Here is a 20382-nt window from a genome sequence, read left to right on the forward strand (position 1 = left end):
CCCTGCTGAATGAAATTTTTTTATAAGCTAAATTACTAAATAATACCCTTTAATTTTTCAACAAAAATAAAATGAAACATGTAACCAGTTAAAAAATACACCGATAGTCCTCCCGGGAAAGTAAAATATATTCCCGTAATAGTCTTGCCCAGGCTGAACTTTTATTTACATATGCTCTTCTATCTAAAAGGAAAAACAGATTATCACTTTATCACCTGGTACTAATCAGTTATAATAGGTGCTAAGTTAAATGTTGAATGGAGGATGAAAATGACAAAACTATTAGAAGGTAAAAATATCGTTGTAATGGGTGTTGCTAATGAAAGAAGTATCGCCTGGGGTATCACAAAATCTCTACATAATGCTGGAGCCAACCTTATTTTTACGAATAGACAAGAAAGATCCTATAAAAAACTAGCCAAACTTTTAGATAAGCATGAAATTGAACCAAAAGCAGTTGTTTCCTGCAATGTAGCATCAGATGAGAGTGTACAGGAGGCTTTTAATGAAATAAAAGAAAAAGTCGGTGTAATTCACGGGTTAGTTCACTCCGTTGCTTTTGCCAAACGTGAAGAACTGCAAGGTGAATATGTAAATACTTCTCGCGACGGCTTTTTATTGGCACAAGAAATCAGCGCTTATTCGCTGGTATCTGTTACAAAGGCTGCACAGGAATTAATGACTGAAGGCGGCTCAATTGTCACACAAACTTATATTGGAGCGGAGCAGGTTGTTCCAGGCTACAACGTTATGGGTGTTGCTAAAGCATCTTTGGAAGCAAGCGTCCGCTATTTAGCTGAAGATGTAGGTAAACGCGGAATTCGCGTGAACGCTGTATCAGCAGGCCCAATCCGCACACTCTCTGCAAAGGGAGTTGCTAATTTTAATGAAAAATCACATGTTGTAGAAGAAAAAGCTCCACTGCGCCGTAACATTGATCAGGATGAAGTTGGAGATGCAACTTTATTCTTCCTTAGTGAACTCTCTCGCGGAATCACTGGGGAAGTATTGCATGTGGATGCCGGATTTAACATTATCGGCGGCTGATTCCTACAAAATATACAAAACTGCCTCTCTTAAAAAGAGAAGGCAGTTTTTTTTGGCTGAAAAACAAAGTTTTCTTCTATGTTTAATAACTATTTATAGCGGGAATCAGTATTAATGGAAAATATATAAAGGGGTGTAATAAAATGTATAACTATATACAGCATTATATTAACGGTCAGTGGGTTGATTCCACTGGAAACGAGAAAATTGATGTGATTAACCCTGCAACGGAAGAAAAAATTGGTGAAATCAGCTCTGGGACGAAAGAGGATCTCGATAAAGCAGTAAAAGCTGCGCGAGCTGCATTCCCGGCTTTTTCACAAACAACCAAAGAAGAACGCGCTGCATTGTTAGACCGCATTGCAGATGAATATGAGAAACGGAAAAACAAGTTTATTGAAATAATCATAGCAGAGCTTGGCTCTCCAGTAACTTTTACCACAAATGTGCAATATCAAATGGGATTAAACCATTTCCGCACAGCAGCAAAGCTAGTACGCGATTTTGAGTTTACCGAAAAACGGGAAAACTCTTTGGTCCAAAAAGATGCTATTGGCGTTGCCGGTTTAATCACACCATGGAATTTCCCTACAAACCAGGTTTCTACGAAGTTAGCTTCCGCGTTTGCAGCTGGCAGCACAGTGGTATTAAAACCGTCTGAAGAAACGCCATTTGCGGCAATGCTGCTTACCGAAGCGATGGAAGCTGCCGGCGTTCCTGAAGGAGTATTCAACCTTGTAACCGGAACAGGCGATACAATTGGTAATGGTATCAGCTCTCACCCGGATATTGATTTCGTATCTTTCACCGGATCTGGTAAAGTTGGAACTAAAATTATGGAAAATGCAGCACCAGATATTAAAAAAGTAGCTCTGGAGCTAGGCGGTAAATCTCCAATCGTTGTATTAGATGATACCGACATTGATTACGCTGCTAAAAAGGCGATTTCCAATATTGCCGGCAATACAGGTCAGGTTTGCACAGCAGGAACACGTGCAATTGTCCCTGAATCTATTCATGATAACTTTATCGAAGCAATCAAACGTCAACTTTCTGAATTTCCTGTAGGTGATCCAAAGGATGAATCCACCTTTACCGGCCCTCAGGTATCCGAAAAGCAATGGAACACGGTACAGAATTATATCCAAACAGGAATAGACAGTGATGCGACGCTCGTTGCCGGCGGAACTGGTAAACCTGAAGGCTTGGAGACAGGCTATTATTCCAGGCTGACTGTATTTACTGATGTGAAACCTGAAGACAAGATTGCTCAGGAAGAAATTTTTGGACCTGTTCTCTCCGTTATCACCTATAAGGATTTAGATGAGGCAATTGATATTGCCAATGGCACTATTTATGGATTAGCAGGCTATGTTATCGGCAATAACCCGGACACCCTGACTCATGTCGCAAGAAGTCTCCGCTCAGGCAGAATCACTGTCAATGATGGTCAATCTGACTTCACCGCTCCATTCGGCGGGTACAAGCAATCCGGAATTGGACGCGAGTGGGGAGATTACGGTATAGAAGAATTCCTGGAAGTAAAAACTATTACAGGCTTACCCTCTTAAACACTAATTTTATTTTCAGCAGCTCTTATGCTGCTGATTTTTTTGTGTCCAAATACATTGAATTTCAGCACACCTCTTCGATATTGCATCACCACAGCTCCAAATAAATCATGCCAGCGCAGTAAAATTTTAATGTAAAAAGTATAAAAAATAGCTTGACATCCATTCTAAAAACCTGTAAATTTTAAATCGTAACGATTACGAATTTCATTCATAATTTAATTTAATCTACTTTTAAGGGGTAAACTACAATAATATAGCACCTTAAAATGAAGCAATTCTATGCAGCATTGCTTTTTTATTTTTTAATGGACTAAATTGGTTATCATATTACTTAACAACGGAGGTACATTTCATGATAAAACGGACAATTATTTTTGCCAGCTTTCTGCTACTTTTCCTTGCCGGCTGTCAATCGGCTGACAATAGTCAGGAAGAAAATAAAGAAACGCTGGAGATCGCTACAACTATCTTTGCTTTAGAAGATTTTATTTCAAAAGTTGGCGGAGAATATGTTGATGTAGAAAGCATCTATCCTCCAAATGCAGACGCGCACACATACGAACCAAGCTCACGTGAGATGGTAGATTTAGCTAAGAAGGATCTATTCATTTATTCCGGTGTCGGCATGGAGCCTTTCGCGTCAAAAGCAGAGGATATTCTGGAAGGTGAAAAGGTAGAAGTCGCAGCAATTGGTGAGGATATCCATCTTCGCGGAGAAGCAGAACACGATCATGACCACGAAGGCGAAGAACATCATCACGAGGAAGAAGCAGAAGATAATGGGGATATTATTATTAACGGTATAAATGACCATTATCACAGCGGAGATACAGCTTCATTAGAAGCAGAAACAACGATTGATGAAGACGTCGCAGAATGGAACTGGTATTTCCGGACAGAGGGTTCAGAGGACTGGGAGCTGGCTGAAGACGCAGACGGTCCTTCATTCGAAACGCAGATTAATGATACCTTAGAAGTGAAGCTGGAGCTTACAGATGCTGATGGAGAAGTTATTACTGAATCTGGTGTCGTTGACTTACTCATTGATAACCATGATGGCGAGAGCGGTATTGGCGATCCGCATGTTTTTCTTGATCCAGTAATAAGCATTCAATTAGCTGAAAATATTAAAGACCTTCTTGTTGAAAAAATGCCGGAGCATGAAGATTATTTCACGGAGAATTTTGAGGAATTAAAAGGACAGTTAGAACAAGTGGATAAGGAATTAGCACAAACCATCGGCGACGCAGACCATCCGCAAATGATTGTTTCGCATGCCGCCTACGGCTATTGGGAGGATCGATATGGATTAGAACAAATCAGTATCCACGGCTTATCCTCATCACAGGAGCCTTCCCAGGCTGCATTAGTAGAAATTGTTGATAAAGCCCATGAATATGATTTGAAATATGTTGTATTTGAAAGAAATATCAGCAGCAGAATAAGCGAAATTATCCAGGATGAAATTGGTGCTGAAAGTGCCATTCTCAGCAATATGGAGACCATTACCGAAGAAGATATAGAAAATGGCGAGGATTACTTCAGCTTAATGCAAAAAAATATTGAGACATTAGAAACAGTCCTAAACGATTAAAAAAAGCTTTCTTCCAAAGAGGTGCAATACCTCTGGAAGAAAGCTTTTTTCATTCAGAAACCGGGTAAGCATAAGCAACAAAACGTTCCGGCGCGCTGCCTATAAAATGAAATGGATAACATGTCGTAACCACTAACACCTCTTCCCCCATTTCCCGGATAACAGATGTATCATCTTCAGGAACTATTTCTGTTTCTTTTATTTCATACGTATACTCCCCATATGGCATCTGTACGACAAACGTATCTCCTATTTCCAGCTCGCCAAAATCACGAAATACGGTATCACGATGCCCTGATAAAAGGATTTGTTCATTTTGTCCAGGTAAAACAGAGTTGGACAGATGTCCGACCCCTTTGTCCAACGAATCCGGGTCAGTTCCCTCAACAATTGGCAGTGTTTTCCCCAGTTTAGGTATTTCTAAAGTAGCGAATGCTTCGTCCGTCTCTGCATCAAATTGTTCAATTGTTTCTTCTATGTCCTGATCCGCTTCATCCTGTGTGCTGATTCCCTGCTCTATTCTTTCCTCCGCCTGAATTAAAGATTGTTTCTGCGATTGCTCGTGTCCTATAATTTGATATCCGAAAACACCTAAACAGACGACACCTATGATAATAAAGAGGATTCCTATTCGTTTCATTGAAGTCTCTCCCTTAAAAAATTAATCCAAATAAAATAGAACGGAACTTTTCCAGAAGGTATTTCAAAAACTTATGTACCACAAGCACTATGATTTTTATTATTTTTCGAAAAAGTAATTTATCGTTCTAAAAAAATCGGTATGTAAGTTCTTTTATCTAAAGGTAAGTTGATTATACTATATTTTTACCTATCTATCCAAAAATTCATTATAATTAAATTTCATTCTTTATATGCTATAATTAATTTCTAAAATAGAAATCAAGAGGTGCACTATGCATACCGGTCAACGAATTATACAATTACGTCTTCAAAGGAATTGGACTCAAAAAGAATTGGCTAAACGCGTCAATATTAATGTAAGTGTTATGAACAGAATCGAGTCCGGTGACCGCCCTGTTAAAGGGAGCGAATTAACAGCGATTGCAGATATTTTAAAGGTTACAACGGACTACTTATTAGGCAGAGCAGAAAGGCAGGCCTCCAGCAATTCATCTCAGGAAAATGAGTCTGTTAAATGCATTCAGAAAAAATTCCCGGATGCAGATGCTATGTTCCGCGATTTAACAACCTTGACTCCGGAAGAGATTCAGGATGTTTATGATTATACACTCTTCAAAATAAGCAGAAGGAAGCAATGAGAATGTTGTTTTCAACCGCTCACCTCAAGTGGCGAGGACACAATAAACATAAAAGCACCTAAGCTGCCCGGTTAGCCGCTCTTTAAAATTCTTGAAAGGGGTGATGTTATTAAAAAAACTTAATTTGCTTGTCCTCCAGCAAATTCACAGTTCATTTTCAAACAGATAATGAACACATATATAATGGAGGAAAATTCAATAATACCAGCACAAATAGAACCGTATTCAATCACAGAAAGCGAGGACAATCTTATGAGAAAACCAGTCGTTGGGATCAGTTATAAAACATATGTTAATACAATCGATAAGGCAACAGCATTAGTAAAGGCCTTAACAGAAGTCACCGAAAATGAAAAAGAGGTAGAAAAATTTGTCTTCCCATCTTTAGGTGTAGTGTACCCTGTCGCACAGGCGTTAAGAGGGTCTGAAATTGCTTTTGGAGCCCAAAATATTTCACCATATGAAAATGGAGCTTATACCGGTGAAGTTTCTATTGAATCTATTATCGACATGGGCGGGACATATGTCGAAATCGGTCATGCAGAGAGACAAAGTATTTTTCACGAAACACTGGATATGATTCATTTAAAAACAAAGCTCACTCTGGAAAAAGGGCTGACTCCTGTTTTATGTATTGGTGAAGGAGAGCAATTAAATAATAAATCAGAGCGTAAACAAGTATTGAAAGAACAAATCCACGCTTCCTTTGGTGAGATAGACGCTTCCTTTATTGAAAAAATCATCTTAGCCTATGAGCCGGTCTGGGCAATTGGTAAAGCAGAAGCAGCCGATGCAGCATACGTGCATCAGACACATGAATTAATCCGTGAAATTGTTAAAGAAACATATAACGCAAAATCAGCAGAAGCTGTCCGTATCATCTACGGCGGGTCAGTGAGTAAAGATAACGTTTTTGAGATCACTACACATAATGATGTAGATGGTGTTTTCATCGGCCGGTTCGGTCATGATCCTGCAAACTACAAACAAATTCTTGATACTGTAAAGCAAATAAAACTAAAATAAAAAGAAACGAAACAAAATAAATCTAAAAAACATTAGTAACAACTATGAAAACCTTTCGTATATTTAATCAATAACTACTTATAAAAGTATCCCCGGATTATGCAGAACCATACTCCATTGAGGTAGAGATACTTATCCTTTCGCATGATTATAAATTTTCATTTGTTATCAAATTGATTATAAATAAAAATAAAAGTTGATAAAGGAAAATTATAAGTATATAATGAAAATAGATTAAATAAATATACGAGAGGAGTTTGCAGAATGAAAATCGGTATTGGCGCAGACCATAACGGCTATGAACTAAAAGAAACATTAAAAAAATTTATTGAAGAATCAACAGATCATGAAGTAGTGGATTTTGGAGCCCATTCCAGCGATGCTGTTGATTATCCTGGAGTCGCTTTTAGTGTAGCAGAAGCTATCAGTGAGAAGAAAGTAGATCGCGGGGTACTTGTTTGCGGAACTGGGCTCGGCGTTGCAATTGCAGCTAACAAATATCCAGGAATCCGTGCAGCAACCGTTCATGACACTTACTCTGCAGAACGTGCTCAATTAAGTAATAATGCTCAAATCATTGCATTGGGAGCTCAAGTTATTGGACCGGAGCCTGCTAAAAAAGTAGTTAAGGCTTATCTAAATGTAGAATGGGCCGGCGGATCTCAGCGCAAAGTAGATCAAATCACAGACAGAGAAAGCCAATTTCTTGATCAAAACTTCAAAGACGCAGCAAAAAGCTCCTGCTAAAGTTCTTATATATTCACAAAGAAAGCACTGTACGAAAGATTTTGTACAGTGCTTTTCTTTAAGGTTATAGAAACATTTTACAGAGCAGAAATCATATGAATATTATGATTTACAAGAACCTGCTCTGTATCCGGATCAATGGAATCATTCGTAATAAGTACGTCTATCTGATTGGTGCTCGCAAACGGTGCACTGGAAGTAACCCCAATTTTAGAATGGTCAATAACAGCAACAATTTTCTGCGCTTTGTTAACCATATGCTTTTTTAATTCAACCTCATATAAATTAAAATCAGTCAGACCATTTTCTACCGAAAAACCATTGGCAGAGGTGAAGAGAATATCAATATTAAGTTTATCCAGTAACTCCACGCCCAGTGTACCTTCCATTGTGGAAGATCCTTTTGTCACGACACCGCCAATTAAAATCACAGTAATGTTCGGATTATCTTTCAATTCCAATGCTGTTTGGATCCCGCTTGTTACTACTGTCAGCCGAATCATTTTCTCGTTAAGATAACGTGCTAATTCAAGCGCTGTCGAGCTGGCGTCGAGCAATATACATTGCTTTTCTTCAATGAGCTGAAAAGCTTCCTTAGCAATCAGTGACTTTTCTTTACGATTTCTCTTTTCACGCACAGAAAAACTGGTATCATAATCAAACTCGCTCTGTTGATTTAACATAGCCCCTCCGTGAGTACGGGTTAAAAGACCATTCTTCTCCATTTTATTCAAATCCGTACGCAAGGTTGCTTCAGACACACCAATCTGCTCCGACAACTCTTTTACAGTCAGCCGCTGCTTATCATGCAGAAGTTCCATTATCTTGTTTCTTCTTTCCGTAACAAACATTTTCATCATCTGTCATCCTCGCAAAAAAAGTATCGATTTCTATTCATTAATTGGTCCATCGTCATATATAGTTTATTATACCATAAGGCGAATAAATAAAATAATAAATGAAAGCGATTGATAAGTCACTTTGAATCATACAAAACAATCCGCTTCTTTAAGATTTATTATGTAAACCGATGTGTTTTCCGCTCTCATTAATAAGATAGAGGCACTCATCAGAATCGCCTCTATCTCTTAATCTACTTATTTAATTGCTCTACCCATTCTCTCATAGATTTAAAGATAATCCATACACTTGTAGCACCGGCATCCTGATTACCAATCGCTCTTTCTCCTAATGATTTTGCTCTTCCGAATTTTGCAATATATTTTTTAGAATTCTCTACTCCTTCAGCAGCATTGTCTTCCGCTTTTTTCAAAGCCTCTAAAAGTGTTGCAGAATCAGATGCACTCTCTTTCAATCCATTAACAGCCGGTTCCAGAGCATCAATCATCGTTTTATCTCCCAAGCCAGCTTTGCCCCGTTGTTTAATCGCTTCTAAAGATGCGCTAAAAATCTCCGCAAGCGTAGATATATCCAGCTCGCTTTTGGCGTCCAGGCTTTTCACGCCACCAAGAAACATTGTTCCAAAAATAACACCGGAAGCCCCGCCCATAGATTGAACCATGGACATACCTGTTGTTTTAAAAATATCATTAATTGTTGTAAATTCTTTATCTTTTAGATTTTCTTCCACTTTTTCAAAACCTACCGACATGCCAATTCCATGATCACCATCGCCAATAGCACTATCCACTTTTGTTAGCAGCGGTTTATTTTCCCTTATTTTTTCTCCTGCATAGAGAATCATCTGTTTTGTTTGTGAAGCATCTAATTTATTTACGTCCGTTGTTGTCATTGTAAAACCCCCTGACTCCATTATTTCTTGTAATAAGGTGCTTTTGCCGGAGCATCATAATATGCTTTTAATTCATCATCTAATTTCAATAAAGAAATTGAAAATCCGCCCATTTCTTGTGTTGTACAATAATTATTTACATCCATATCATGAATGCCAATTCCTTTTTCATCCAGAATTTGCGCTACTTTACGGTTAACAATAAATAATTCCATTAATGTTGTTGAACCAAGTCCATTAATTAAAACACTGACTTCCTCACCAGATGTCAATTTACTTTCATTTAATAGTTTTTCCATCAATTGCTTGGTAAGCTCATCAGCCGGCATCAGTTTTGTCCGTTCCATTCCCGGCTCTCCATGAATCCCCATACCCAGCTCTATTTCGTCATCCGCCAATGTAAACGTAGGTTCTCCAGAATCAGGGATTGTTCCTGGTGATAATGCTACTCCAATGGAGTAAGTGTGATTATTTGCTTTTTGTGTTACTGCTGTCACTTCTTCTAAAGAAAGGCCTTTCTCAGCTGCTGCTCCCGCTACTTTAATAACAAAAATATCTCCTGCAATTCCACGGCGGTCTTCTTGCCTTTCTACCGGAGCAGACGCAACATCATCCGTTACTTTAACCGTTGTTGTCTGAATATCTTCAAATTCAAGCAACTCTGCTGCCATATCAAAGTTAAGGACATCTCCTGCATAGTTCCCGTATATAAATAGAACCCCTTTTCCAGAGTCTACTGTTTTCGCAACCTCTTGAACGGTGTTTGGTGTTGGAGCGGCAAAAACATTTCCTATCGCTACTCCATCAGCAAGTCCATCTCCAACCACTCCAAAGAATAGAGGTTCATGTCCGCTTCCGCCACCTGTAACAACAGCTACTTTATCTTTTAATTGTTTCTTAACGATTCCGTTTACTCCGTCTATTTTTTGGAAGCTGTTCTGATGAGCACGCATAATTCCTTCTAACATTTCTTCTACTACATCGCCTGGATTGTTAATGACTTTTTTCATGAGAAGGTCCTCCTCGTATTTTTATGTATCATTTCACAGAAACTTCTCCCTTCTGCTAAAGAGAGAAGTTTTACAAATTCCATTAATGGTTATCACTTATAACCATTGTTAATTAATTTCACGCACAGCTTTAATGATTCTTCCAGTGCATTTGAATCAGCAATGCCTTTACCCGCAATATCAAATGCTGTTCCATGAGCTGGAGTTGTAATTACAATTGGCAACCCTCCACTAATTGTAATACCTTTACTAAATCCTAATGTTTTCATTCCTATTTGAGCCTGATCATGATACATAGCAAGAAGCGTGTTAAATGATTCTTTTTCTAACCTCAGAAACATCGTATCCGCCGGGTAAGGCCCATAAGCATCAATGCCATTCTTTTTCGCTTCTTCAATCGCAGGGATGATGATATCATTCTCTTCATCACCTAATAATCCGTTATCTCCTGCATGAGGGTTTAATCCAGCGATTGCTATCTTCGGCTTAATTCCAGCTTTTGAAACAATTTCATTAGCAAAATTGATACTTTCTAATACACTTTTTTTGGTAATATTCTCTGCAACCTCTTTTAAAGGAACATGGGATGTTACCCTGGTAAACCATACATCGTTCATTACATTTACTTCACTAAAACCTGACTCTAATTCAAATACAGAGGCTACTAAATGAATATCATCCTTAAATTCATATCCACCTTGATACAGTGCACTTTTATTCATCGAACCGTAAGATAAGCCATCTAACTTTCCCTCTTTTGCCAGATTAAGAGCATAAACTAAATTGTCTCCTGCTGCTTTCCCTGATTCAGCAGATAAAGTACCATATTCAACATCTTTTGGATCAGTAGATTCTAAATGAATCAGCCATAAATTTCCCTTTCCAGGATCTATTTCATCTATTGAATCTACTTTTTGATATTTCATTTCACGATTTACTACTTCAGCACCTCTCCGAAAAATCCTTTCATCACCAATCAAAATCCACGTTGCTTGTTCTAAAATTTCATCCTTTGTCATTGCTTTTGCTACAATTTCCGGTCCTACTCCTGCTGCATCTCCATATAACAATCCAACTCTTGGTTTACTCATTTATACTCCTCCTCAGTAAATAACCTTTACATTTCCAGAACCAACTAAGGCTCTTTTTCTTAATCTGGCATTATTCTATATACGAATGTGAATTAAAAATCTCATAATATACTTCGCTGAATCTTAAGAAACTCAATAATAAAGATAAATTAAACATCATATTTAAAATTTTCCTAGTCTATACAATCAGCTCTCTTGCTCTTTTTTCTTTTTTATCAACCCGCTAATTAATGGGAAGAACAGCATGAGCACTGAAATAATTAATAGTGTTAAGCTGATTGGTCTTGTGAAGAAAATAGAAAAGTCTCCACTCGACATTTCAACAGCTCTTCTAAATTGACTTTCTGTTAATGGACCTAACACAACTCCCAGAATAATTGTCGCCATAGGGAAACGGTATTTCTCAAGAGCAAAACCAATAATACCGAACAGAACCATAACCAAAATATCAAAATAGCTATTTCGAACCGTATAAGTTCCAATAACACAAAACACAACGATAAGCGGGCCTAAAATAGAGTAAGGTACATTAACTATTTTTTGAAATATTTTTATAAACGGCTTTGATACAATCAGCATCACTAAATTTGCAATCAGCAATGCTGCAAATATGGTATACATCAGTTCTGGTTCTGTACTGAATAGAGTCGGTCCGGGCTGCATTCCATGAAGAACGAAAGCGCCTAATAAAACTGCTGCAGTTGCACCACCTGGAATACCTAATGACAATAACGGAACGAGGGTCCCCATAGCCGCTGCGTTATTTGCTGTTTCTGCAGCTGCAATCCCTTTTGGATTCCCTTTTCCATAAGAATCTTTTTCTTTCTCTTTGGACCATCTCACCGTTTCACTGTAACTGAGCATTGAAGCAGTTGTCGCACCGATCCCCGGCAGAATTCCAATAATTATTCCAATAATAGAAGATCTCGCCATAGTACCTTTTATTTTATTAAATACTTCCATTTCAAATATCTTCGTTTTAACATTTGATATCACCTGCTGCACAGCATGGCTTTCAGTAGTTTTCTTCAGGAATTCCGATAAGGCAAAAAGTCCGATAATTACTGGAATCAGATCAATTCCTGATAGTAAAGACGAAGAACCAAATGTATAACGCAATGTGCCTGTCAATGGATCCATACCTATTGTACTGATCATTAATCCGAATAGTACTCCTATCAATCCTTTTGTTAAAGCTTTCCCACTAAGTGATGCTACTACAGTCAAGCCCATTACAGCTAAAGCAAAATACTCTGGTGCTGAAAAGGAAAGAGCTACATTAGCCAACGCTGGTGAAATCAGCATTAAGCATAAGGTGCCGATAACTCCCCCTACAACAGAGCAAAAAATAGCAATTCCTAAGGCTCTCCCGGGTTGTCCTTTCTGCGCCATAGGATACCCGTCAAACGTAGTTACTACTGCTTCCGGAGTACCTGGTGTTCTAAGTAAAATAGCACTAATAGCTCCTGAAAATGCTGTTATTGCATATATTCCTGTAAGTAAAATAAAAGCCGAGTCTGGTTCGAACGAATAAGTAACTGGCACCATTATTACAACCAGCATCGTTCCACTAACCCCGGGTATAGCTCCACCCAAATATCCAATAAATATTGCAGCAATTAGCATCAAGAGATTTATAGGGTCAGTAACTACATTTAATAATCCCGCTATTAAATAATCCAACATTGCGTTTCCCCCCTTTAACACCTAGTAAAAGAACAAGCTGAATGCTCTAAACACACCAACACCTCTTGGTAATGGAATTTGTAATAAAACAGAAAAAAGAATCACAAAAATGGCCATTGTTATAATTGAAAAAAGAATTGCCGTCCATTGTTTTTTGGTACCAAGTAAAAGCGTAATACCATATAAGAACAATATAGTAGAGAAAATAAAACCAATTATATTTAGTAATAGCACATAAATTATTACAACCAACAAAGAAACAATAGGTATGGATAATTTGAATATTTTCCTTACCGGTTCTGTCTCTCCTTGTACAGCTGTTATCTCTTCGGATTTCATTATCTTTGCTTTAATTAATGTACTAACAATTCCGTATAGCCCTAAAAATACCATTAAAATTAAAAGTATATACGGCCATGTTGTCGGTCCAATAATAAAAGATTGATTTGTACTTTGGATTTGAGGAGTTGAAGTAAGAAAAAAAACAGCAAAGATAATGACAATACTGTAGAAAATATAGTCTTTTTTTGCTTGGTTCATTTTCATCCCACCTTCATATTGTAATAATTAAGAAAGGAGGCGAACCTCCTTTCTTACTAATTTCCTTGTAATTGCTCAGCTACCTCTGTATATTTTTCTATTAATTCCTCAGTCCGTTGTGTAAAATCTTCAGAATTCATCCAGCCTTCACGCAAATGCAAGTAATTTTCTTCTTCATACGCTTTGTAATCCTCGGAATCATAAACTTCTTTCATAGCTTTCTCTAATGCGCTTATAATTTCGGGATCCGTATCGCTTTTTATATAAAATCCACGTTCGTTCCCATCTGTTAAGTCCCAACCGTTCTCAACAGTTGTAGGCAAATCTGGAAATTCTTCTAATCTTTCTTCTGCAAATACAACCAGAGGCTCAATTGACCCATCATCATAAAGAGATTTCGTTGGGCCAAATTCATCCACCATTGCATCTAAATGTCCGCCAATAAGACCTGCGTGCATGTCACCTGATCCTTCCATCGCTATAAAACTTAAATCCAGTCCGGCTTCTTGTCCTAAAAGAAACACGGTAAACTCATCCATACCCATAGAGCCTGTTCCGCCTACTGTGATTTCACCAGGTTTTTCCTTTGCAGCCTGAACAAATTCTTCAATACTGCTATACTTGTTTGGGTCTACCCAAAGGGCATACGTATCACTTTGGAAACGAGCAATCGGCGTAAAGTCATCTAACCCATGCTGGTTTGTACCTGAGGCTACCGTAAGCGGGAAAGCAGCATCTCCGACTAAAGTATAACCATCTGACGGTTGGTTATAAGCATTTTGCGCTGCTACAACTCCTGCTCCTCCTTCTTGATTAACAACATTAATGTTCACTCCAAAAATATCCTCTAATTCTGTAGTAACAGCACGTGTGAATAAGTCTGTTCCTCCTCCTGCGCCATGCCCAACTAATACTTCGATATTTCTTTCCGGATATCCGTCTGCTGCACTTCCTTCTTTCCCATTTCCTCCGCATGCAGCTAACAACATCATTATTGCCATTAAAACAAGACCTATTTTAAATTTCATAATAATCCTCTCCCTAGTCATAAGTGTTATTCTTCAATAAAAAATCAACTAACATATAACAGACTGCATTAATATCTATACAAAATAAGAAATTAGCTTCTCATTTAACCACTTATGTAATCGGTTTCAAGTTCCGTTTAATATATTTTCCAACATTTAAAATTACTTGACGGGGATTGATGGCAGCTTCTTCCGTCTCCTCTTCAATCATTATCCATCCGCGGTAGCCACTATCTTTTAGTGTTTGTACAATATAAGGGAAATCAATATCTCCTGTACCCATTTCCTTCCACTCATGACTATTAGAACAATCCTTAAAGTGCACATGCTTGATAATAGAAAGATTATCTTTAATAATTTCTTCCGGACGCATTCCCCCAGCTTTTATATGACCTGCGTCAGGGGTATAACTCATATAAGCTCTGTCCAGCAGCTCAAACAAAACATCGTAATCCTGTTTTGTTCTAAAATAAGAAGTTTCAGGTGAAGCCGGGTGGAAAGAAGCTTGTACACCTTTTTCATGCGCTCTTTTTCCTACAGCATTTGCACAAGCTATAATCTGCTTTTGCCGCTTTAAGAGATTATCTCTATTAGGTCCGACACGCGAGGGAAGATTCAAAATTGCTCCAGGGAAATTAGTTAGATAATTAATATAATAATCTGCACGTTCCTTTTCTTCTTCCGTTTCTTCATCATTTTCCCAAGTGAAAGGTACTGTTAATGATGCTAAATAAATGCCTCTTTCATCTAACGCTTGTTTCAGATTTTCCGGAGCCTCCCGGTATCTCCCAAGCATCGCTACTTGTACGTCTACTCCTTCAAAGTCAGCACTATGTACTGTATCCATTACATCATCTAAATAGTCAGTCTCTTTATCATAATCCAGTTCCCAAGTTGATGTATGACAACCAAATTTAATACCCAATTTACAACCCCCTGTTTATGCACAGAATAAAAATTTTATCGAAATCTGTAATCGGTTTCAAAATCCTTAAATAAATATTATCATTTATTTTCGATTTGTCAATAATTTTATTGTTTATGCTTACAAAATATATTTTCATTATTTTTTTATTATTGATTACAATTGTTATTAGCTTTTATTCCATTCATATCTTTATTTAATAAACGAGAGCAGCGCACTAAATATATTTAAGACCACAATCTTCATAACAAGCGCGATGTCCTATTTTGCTCTTATAAAAATACAGCTTAAACTTATTGCAATTATGCTTTATTCTACTGTTAAAAAGGAACTTAGTAAGGGGCTCTTAATTATTACACATTACACAAAATGAAAATAACTGAAAATAAGCGAAAAAGGGGATTAAATTAGGATCTAAGCACTTTGAAAAGGCCATCTGTGGAATGCCGGATCACTAAAAGGAATTTCTATTTCAAGAATTTTTAACTATCAGCGAAGATGAAATTATGAGGGATTGGTTGTTTTATAAACATATCTGTTCCTTATCTGCATTAAAAAACAAGGGGCCAGTGTTATTTCATACTGAATACCCCTTGTTATTTTATTCTTTATCAACAAGATAGGGAGAAATGCTTTCTAATAAATCATCACAGCTATCTGCATAAACTCTTAATTTTAGGGGTTGTGTCAGATCTAAGCTAAATATCCCCATAATTGATTTTGCGCTTAATATATATGTATCAGATATAATCTCAACCTTGTATTCAAACGCAGATACTCTTTCCACAAAATCTTTCACATCATTAATTTTTTCTAATTTAACATAACGTTCAATCATCGAACTCCTCCTCAAATACTTTCCTTTAACATCTAATTCTTCTATAATAAATTATAGCGCTTTTATTTCAAAATATATATTTATTATTTTCTCATTCATGTTGTACTTTGTAAACTTTTTTCAAAGGTATTTTATCTACCTGATTAGAAAATAATTAGGAAAACCGGGATAGTTATTACTTTTATGGGAGGTGTCTTTTTGGCTCACGGTCTAATTCATCATATTGAGCTGTATGTTACTGATTTAAATAAATCCACTGCCTTTTGGGGCTGGTTCTTAAAAGAGCTAGGGTACACACCTTTTCAAAAATGGGACGGCGGCCAGAGCTGGAAACTGGAAGGTACTTATCTTGTATTTGTGCAGACAGAAGAAAGGTTTTTAGATATCCCGTATCATCGATGCCGGGTCGGTCTAAACCATTTAGCCTTTCACGCAAGCTCGCGGGAATTTGTAGATGAAATAACGAAAAAGCTTCAGCAAAAAGGAATAACAATTCTTTACTCTGACCGCCACCCATTTGCAGGCGGGAAGGATCATTATGCTGTTTATTTTGAGGATCCGGATAGAGTGAAAGTAGAATTGGTTGCACCTTAACAAGTTTTTAATTGAAGAAATTTTAATGAAATCTTATAAAGATGTTTATTTATCTGACGTACGAAAATAGAACTCTAAATAAAAAAGCTATTCCTGATATAAAAGGGGTTTGCTTTTTTTGTATTAATAATATTTTCTATTAAGAAAAACGCTGTATCCAGTATATACTGGATACAGCATTTCTATAATATAAAAGCTTCCAAGCGGACTTGAACCGCTGACCCCTTCCTTACCATGGAAGTGCTCTACCGGCTGAGCTATGGAAGCAAATGGCTCCACAGGTAGGATTCGAACCTACGACCGATCGGTTAACAGCCGATTGCTCTACCACTGAGCTACTGTGGAATACAAATTAAATTCAGATAAAAAAATAAGCCTGGCGGCGTCCTACTCTCGCAGGGGGAAGCCCCCAACTACCATTGGCGCTGAAGAACTTAACTTCTGTGTTCGGCATGGGAACAGGTGTGACCTCTTCGCTATCGCTACCAGACTTATTTATATAGGATTTGCACCCTGAAAACTAAATAAGAGTAACGTGACATCAAAAAACTTAGATAAGTCCTCAATCGATTAGTATCCGTCAGCTGCACGTGTCGCCACGCTTCCACCTCGGACCTATCAACCTCATCGTCTCTGAGGGATTTTACTCACTTGAAGTGATGGGAAGTTTCATCTTGAGGGGGGCTTCATGCTTAGATGCTTTCAGCACTTATCCTTTCCACACGTAGCTACCCAGCTATGCTCCTGGCGGAACAACTGGTACACCAGCGGTGTGTCCATCCCGGTCCTCTCGTACTAAGGACAGCTCCTCTCAAACTTCCAACGCCCACGACGGATAGGGACCGAACTGTCTCACGACGTTCTGAACCCAGCTCGCGTACCGCTTTAATGGGCGAACAGCCCAACCCTTGGGACCGACTACAGCCCCAGGATGCGATGAGCCGACATCGAGGTGCCAAACCTCCCCGTCGATGTGAACTCTTGGGGGAGATAAGCCTGTTATCCCCGGGGTAGCTTTTATCCGTTGAGCGATGGCCCTTCCATGCGGAACCACCGGATCACTAAGCCCGACTTTCGTCCCTGCTCGACTTGTAGGTCTCGCAGTCAAGCTCCCTTCTGCCTTTACACTCTACGAATGATTTCCAACCATTCTGAGGGAACCTTTGGGCGCCTCCGTTACCTTTTAGGAGGCGACCGCCCCAGTCAAACTGCCCGCCTGACACTGTCTCCGAACCGGATTACGGTCCTGGGTTAGAATGGTCATACAGTTAGGGTGGTATCCCACGGGTGCCTCCACGTAAGCTGGCGCTCACGCTTCAAAGGCTCCCACCTATCCTGTACAAACTGCACAAACATTCCATATCAGGCTACAGTAAAGCTCCACGGGGTCTTTCCGTCCTGTCGCGGGTAATGCGCATCTTCACGCATAGTATAATTTCACCGGGTCTCTCGTTGAGACAGTGCCCAAGTCGTTGCACCTTTCGTGCGGGTCGGAACTTACCCGACAAGGAATTTCGCTACCTTAGGACCGTTATAGTTACGGCCGCCGTTTACTGGGGCTTCGGTTCAAAGCTTCGCTCCGAAGAGCTAACTCTTCCCCTTAACCTTCCAGCACCGGGCAGGTGTCAGCCCCTATACTTCGCCTTTCGGCTTCGCAGAGACCTGTGTTTTTGCTAAACAGTCGCTTGGGCCTATTCACTGCGGCTCACTCACAAGTGAGCACCCCTTCTCCCGAAGTTACGGGGTCATTTTGCCGAGTTCCTTAACGAGAGTTCTCCCGCTCACCTTAGGATTCTCTCCTCGCCTACCTGTGTCGGTTTGCGGTACGGGCACCTATGATCTAACTAGAGGCTTTTCTTGGCAGTGTGAAATCAGGAACTTCGGTACTCTATTTCCCTCCCCGTCACAGCTCAGAAATATNCCTACCTGTGTCGGTTTGCGGTACGGGCACCTATGATCTAACTAGAGGCTTTTCTTGGCAGTGTGAAATCAGGAACTTCGGTACTATATTTCCCTCCCCATCACAGCTCAGAAATATATCAGACGGATTTGCCTGTCTGACTTCCTCGCATGCTTGGACGCACATCCATCAGTGCGCACTCCTTATCCTCCTGCGTCCCCCCATTGTTCAAACAATCATGAGGTGGTACAGGAATATCAACCTGTTGTCCATCGCCTACGCCTGTCGGCCTCGGCTTAGGTCCCGACTAACCCTGAGAGGACGAGCCTTCCTCAGGAAACCTTAGGCATTCGGTGAAAGAGATTCTCACTCTTTTTTCGCTACTCATACCGGCATTCTCACTTCAAAGCGCTCCACCAGTCCTCACGGTCTGACTTCTCTGCACTTTGAACGCTCTCCTACCATTGTTCGTAAGAACAATCCGCAGCTTCGGTAATACGTTTAGCCCCGGTACATTTTCGGCGCAGCGTCACTCGACCAGTGAGCTATTACGCACTCTTTCAATGATGGCTGCTTCTAAGCCAACATCCTGGTTGTCTGTGCAACGCCACATCCTTTTCCACTTAACGTATATTTTGGGACCTTAGCTGGCGGTCTGGGCTGTTTCCCTTTCGACTATGAACCTTATCACCCATAGTCTGACTCCCAAGTTGAAGTAACTGGCATTCGGAGTTTGACTGAATTCGGTAACCCGGTAGGGGCCCCTAGTCCAATCAGTGCTCTACCTCCAGTACTCACTATCTTGAGGCTAGCCCTAAAGCTATTTCGGAGAGAACCAGCTATCTCTGTGTTCGATTGGAATTTCACCGCTACCCACACCTCATCCCCGCATTTTTCAACATACGTGGGTTCGGGCCTCCAGTCAGTGTTACCTGACCTTCACCCTGGACATGGGTAGATCACACAGTTTCGGGTCTACGACCGCATACTCCTTCGCCCTATTCAGACTCGCTTTCGCTACGGCTCCGTGTCTTCCACTTAACCTTGCATACGATCGTAACTCGCCGGTCCATTCTACAAAAGGTACGCCGTCACCCATTAACGGGCTCCGACTACTTGTAGGCACACGGTTTCAGGTTCTATTTCACTCCCCTCCCGGGGTGCTTTTCACCTTTCCCTCACGGTACTGGTTCACTATCGGTCACTAGGTAGTATTTAGCCTTGGGAGATGGTCCTCCCGGATTCCGACGGAATTCCACGTGTTCCGCCGTACTCAGGATACACTCCGGAGGAAATTCCTTTTCAACTACAGGGCTGTTACCTTCTTTGGCTGACCTTTCCAAGTCGATTCATTTAAAGAATTTCTTTGTAACTCCAATGGAGTGTCCTACAACCCCAGGAAGCAAGCTTCCTGGTTTGGGCTCTTTCCGTTTCGCTCGCCGCTACTCAGGAAATCGATTTTTCTTTCTCTTCCTCCAGGTACTGAGATGTTTCAGTTCCCCGGGTCTGCCTCATCTACCCTATGTATTCAGATAGATGTCCTGTTCCATTACGAACAGTGGGTTCCCCCATTCGGAAATCCCCGGATCAAAGTTTACTTACAACTCCCCGAGGCATATCGGTGTTAGTCCCGTCCTTCATCGGCTCCTAGTGCCAAGGCATCCACCGTGCGCCCTTATTCACTTAACTAAGTTGATGAATAAGTTTGCTGATTACAATGTAATCAGTTGTGTTGCTATATCAATAGCT

At 39.7% G+C, this 20382-nt stretch carries 17 protein-coding genes, 2 tRNA genes and 2 rRNA genes; 7 read left to right on the plus strand and 14 right to left on the minus strand.

What is annotated here, in order from left to right:
- Nucleotides 1-270: 270 nt before the first annotated feature.
- The 3 genes from fabI to BN1068_RS22440 all read left to right on the plus strand — a co-directional run bounded on the left by fabI (nt 271) and on the right by BN1068_RS22440 (nt 4215).
- A complete protein-coding gene (gene fabI / locus BN1068_RS22430) occupies nt 271-1047 on the plus strand; it encodes an enoyl-ACP reductase FabI (RefSeq protein WP_077605010.1) in 777 nt (258 codons plus the stop codon).
- 143 nt (nt 1048-1190) lie between these two features.
- Nucleotides 1191-2618, plus strand: coding sequence for an aldehyde dehydrogenase family protein (locus BN1068_RS22435; RefSeq protein WP_077605011.1), 1428 nt, complete (start codon nt 1191-1193; stop codon nt 2616-2618).
- Between the two features lie 355 nt (nt 2619-2973).
- Nucleotides 2974-4215, plus strand: coding sequence for a metal ABC transporter solute-binding protein, Zn/Mn family (locus BN1068_RS22440; RefSeq protein WP_077605012.1), 1242 nt, complete (start codon nt 2974-2976; stop codon nt 4213-4215).
- Between the two features lie 49 nt (nt 4216-4264).
- Here the strand turns inward: BN1068_RS22440 and BN1068_RS22445 are convergent, their stop codons facing one another.
- Nucleotides 4265-4855, minus strand: coding sequence for a class D sortase (locus BN1068_RS22445; RefSeq protein ID WP_077605013.1), 591 nt, complete (start codon nt 4853-4855; stop codon nt 4265-4267).
- A gap of 274 nt (nt 4856-5129) precedes the next feature.
- Here BN1068_RS22445 and BN1068_RS22450 point away from each other — a divergent pair, with 274 nt between their 5' ends.
- The 3 genes from BN1068_RS22450 (at nt 5130) to rpiB (ending at nt 7268) form a co-directional block, all read left to right on the plus strand.
- Complete coding sequence (locus BN1068_RS22450) at nt 5130-5495, plus strand: helix-turn-helix domain-containing protein (RefSeq protein WP_077605014.1); 366 nt, start codon at nt 5130-5132, stop codon at nt 5493-5495.
- A gap of 252 nt (nt 5496-5747) precedes the next feature.
- Entirely contained in the window at nt 5748-6521 is a 774-nt protein-coding gene (gene tpiA, locus BN1068_RS22455) for a triose-phosphate isomerase (RefSeq protein WP_077605015.1), read from the plus strand.
- 264 nt (nt 6522-6785) lie between these two features.
- A complete protein-coding gene (gene rpiB / locus BN1068_RS22460) occupies nt 6786-7268 on the plus strand; it encodes a ribose 5-phosphate isomerase B (protein ID WP_077605016.1) in 483 nt (160 codons plus the stop codon).
- A 77-nt stretch (nt 7269-7345) separates the two neighbouring features.
- On the opposite strand, the gene BN1068_RS22465 is transcribed toward rpiB, so the two are convergent.
- The 9 genes from BN1068_RS22465 to BN1068_RS22500 all read right to left on the minus strand — a co-directional run bounded on the left by BN1068_RS22465 (nt 7346) and on the right by BN1068_RS22500 (nt 16139).
- Nucleotides 7346-8125: a DeoR/GlpR family DNA-binding transcription regulator gene (locus BN1068_RS22465; RefSeq protein ID WP_077605017.1), complete on the minus strand. Its 780-nt coding sequence runs from the start codon at nt 8123-8125 to the stop codon at nt 7346-7348.
- Nucleotides 8126-8361: 236 nt separating this feature from the next.
- A complete protein-coding gene (gene dhaL, locus BN1068_RS23880) occupies nt 8362-9021 on the minus strand; it encodes a dihydroxyacetone kinase subunit DhaL (protein WP_254846859.1) in 660 nt (219 codons plus the stop codon).
- Nucleotides 9022-9041: 20 nt separating this feature from the next.
- Nucleotides 9042-10031: a dihydroxyacetone kinase subunit DhaK gene (locus BN1068_RS23885; RefSeq protein WP_217697344.1), complete on the minus strand. Its 990-nt coding sequence runs from the start codon at nt 10029-10031 to the stop codon at nt 9042-9044.
- Nucleotides 10032-10123: 92 nt separating this feature from the next.
- Nucleotides 10124-11122 carry a PdxA family dehydrogenase gene (locus BN1068_RS22475; RefSeq protein ID WP_077605018.1) on the minus strand — a complete coding sequence of 333 codons (999 nt, stop codon included), beginning with the start codon at nt 11120-11122 and terminating at the stop codon, nt 10124-10126.
- A gap of 186 nt (nt 11123-11308) precedes the next feature.
- Entirely contained in the window at nt 11309-12808 is a 1500-nt protein-coding gene (locus BN1068_RS22480; RefSeq protein ID WP_077605019.1) for a tripartite tricarboxylate transporter permease, read from the minus strand.
- Between the two features lie 21 nt (nt 12809-12829).
- Nucleotides 12830-13348: a tripartite tricarboxylate transporter TctB family protein gene (locus BN1068_RS22485; RefSeq protein ID WP_175637229.1), complete on the minus strand. Its 519-nt coding sequence runs from the start codon at nt 13346-13348 to the stop codon at nt 12830-12832.
- Between the two features lie 56 nt (nt 13349-13404).
- Nucleotides 13405-14376, minus strand: a complete 972-nt coding sequence (locus BN1068_RS22490) for a Bug family tripartite tricarboxylate transporter substrate binding protein (protein ID WP_175637230.1) — start codon at nt 14374-14376, stop codon at nt 13405-13407.
- Nucleotides 14377-14488: 112 nt separating this feature from the next.
- Nucleotides 14489-15301 carry a sugar phosphate isomerase/epimerase family protein gene (locus BN1068_RS22495; protein WP_077605022.1) on the minus strand — a complete coding sequence of 271 codons (813 nt, stop codon included), beginning with the start codon at nt 15299-15301 and terminating at the stop codon, nt 14489-14491.
- A gap of 601 nt (nt 15302-15902) precedes the next feature.
- A complete protein-coding gene (locus tag BN1068_RS22500; protein ID WP_077605023.1) occupies nt 15903-16139 on the minus strand; it encodes an HPr family phosphocarrier protein in 237 nt (78 codons plus the stop codon).
- 198 nt (nt 16140-16337) lie between these two features.
- Here BN1068_RS22500 and BN1068_RS22505 point away from each other — a divergent pair, with 198 nt between their 5' ends.
- Entirely contained in the window at nt 16338-16733 is a 396-nt protein-coding gene (locus tag BN1068_RS22505) for a VOC family protein (RefSeq protein ID WP_077605024.1), read from the plus strand.
- Nucleotides 16734-16927: 194 nt separating this feature from the next.
- On the opposite strand, the gene BN1068_RS22510 is transcribed toward BN1068_RS22505, so the two are convergent.
- The 4 genes from BN1068_RS22510 to BN1068_RS23890 all read right to left on the minus strand — a co-directional run bounded on the left by BN1068_RS22510 (nt 16928) and on the right by BN1068_RS23890 (nt 20322).
- Nucleotides 16928-17000, minus strand: a tRNA-Thr gene (locus BN1068_RS22510).
- 3 nt (nt 17001-17003) lie between these two features.
- Nucleotides 17004-17078 (minus strand) — tRNA-Asn (locus tag BN1068_RS22515).
- Nucleotides 17079-17107: 29 nt separating this feature from the next.
- Nucleotides 17108-17223 (minus strand): 5S ribosomal RNA (gene rrf / locus BN1068_RS22520).
- 60 nt (nt 17224-17283) lie between these two features.
- Nucleotides 17284-20322, minus strand: a 23S ribosomal RNA gene (locus BN1068_RS23890).
- Between the last annotated feature and the right edge of the window lie 60 nt (nt 20323-20382).

This window comes from Oceanobacillus sojae (genome assembly GCF_900162665.1).
In the GTDB taxonomy this organism is placed as follows: Bacteria; Bacillota; Bacilli; order Bacillales; family Amphibacillaceae; genus Oceanobacillus; species Oceanobacillus sojae_A.

Bases quoted from the DNA above. Each gene is read 5' to 3' on its own strand.
- fabI (WP_077605010.1), top strand. From the start codon at position 271: ATGACAAAACTATTAGAAGGTAAAAATATCGTTGTAATGGGTGTTGCT.
- BN1068_RS22500 (WP_077605023.1), bottom strand. From the start codon at position 16,139: ATGATTGAACGTTATGTTAAATTAGAAAAAATTAATGATGTGAAAGAT.
- BN1068_RS22435 (WP_077605011.1), top strand. From the start codon at position 1,191: ATGTATAACTATATACAGCATTATATTAACGGTCAGTGGGTTGATTCC.
- BN1068_RS22475 (WP_077605018.1), bottom strand. From the start codon at position 11,122: ATGAGTAAACCAAGAGTTGGATTGTTATATGGAGATGCAGCAGGAGTA.
- BN1068_RS22480 (WP_077605019.1), bottom strand. From the start codon at position 12,808: ATGTTGGATTATTTAATAGCGGGATTATTAAATGTAGTTACTGACCCT.
- BN1068_RS22440 (WP_077605012.1), top strand. From the start codon at position 2,974: ATGATAAAACGGACAATTATTTTTGCCAGCTTTCTGCTACTTTTCCTT.
- BN1068_RS22485 (WP_175637229.1), bottom strand. From the start codon at position 13,348: ATGAACCAAGCAAAAAAAGACTATATTTTCTACAGTATTGTCATTATC.
- rpiB (WP_077605016.1), top strand. From the start codon at position 6,786: ATGAAAATCGGTATTGGCGCAGACCATAACGGCTATGAACTAAAAGAA.
- BN1068_RS23885 (WP_217697344.1), bottom strand. From the start codon at position 10,031: ATGAAAAAAGTCATTAACAATCCAGGCGATGTAGTAGAAGAAATGTTA.
- dhaL (WP_254846859.1), bottom strand. From the start codon at position 9,021: ATGACAACAACGGACGTAAATAAATTAGATGCTTCACAAACAAAACAG.
- BN1068_RS22465 (WP_077605017.1), bottom strand. From the start codon at position 8,125: ATGAAAATGTTTGTTACGGAAAGAAGAAACAAGATAATGGAACTTCTG.
- BN1068_RS22445 (WP_077605013.1), bottom strand. From the start codon at position 4,855: ATGAAACGAATAGGAATCCTCTTTATTATCATAGGTGTCGTCTGTTTA.
- BN1068_RS22490 (WP_175637230.1), bottom strand. From the start codon at position 14,376: ATGAAATTTAAAATAGGTCTTGTTTTAATGGCAATAATGATGTTGTTA.
- tpiA (WP_077605015.1), top strand. From the start codon at position 5,748: ATGAGAAAACCAGTCGTTGGGATCAGTTATAAAACATATGTTAATACA.
- BN1068_RS22450 (WP_077605014.1), top strand. From the start codon at position 5,130: ATGCATACCGGTCAACGAATTATACAATTACGTCTTCAAAGGAATTGG.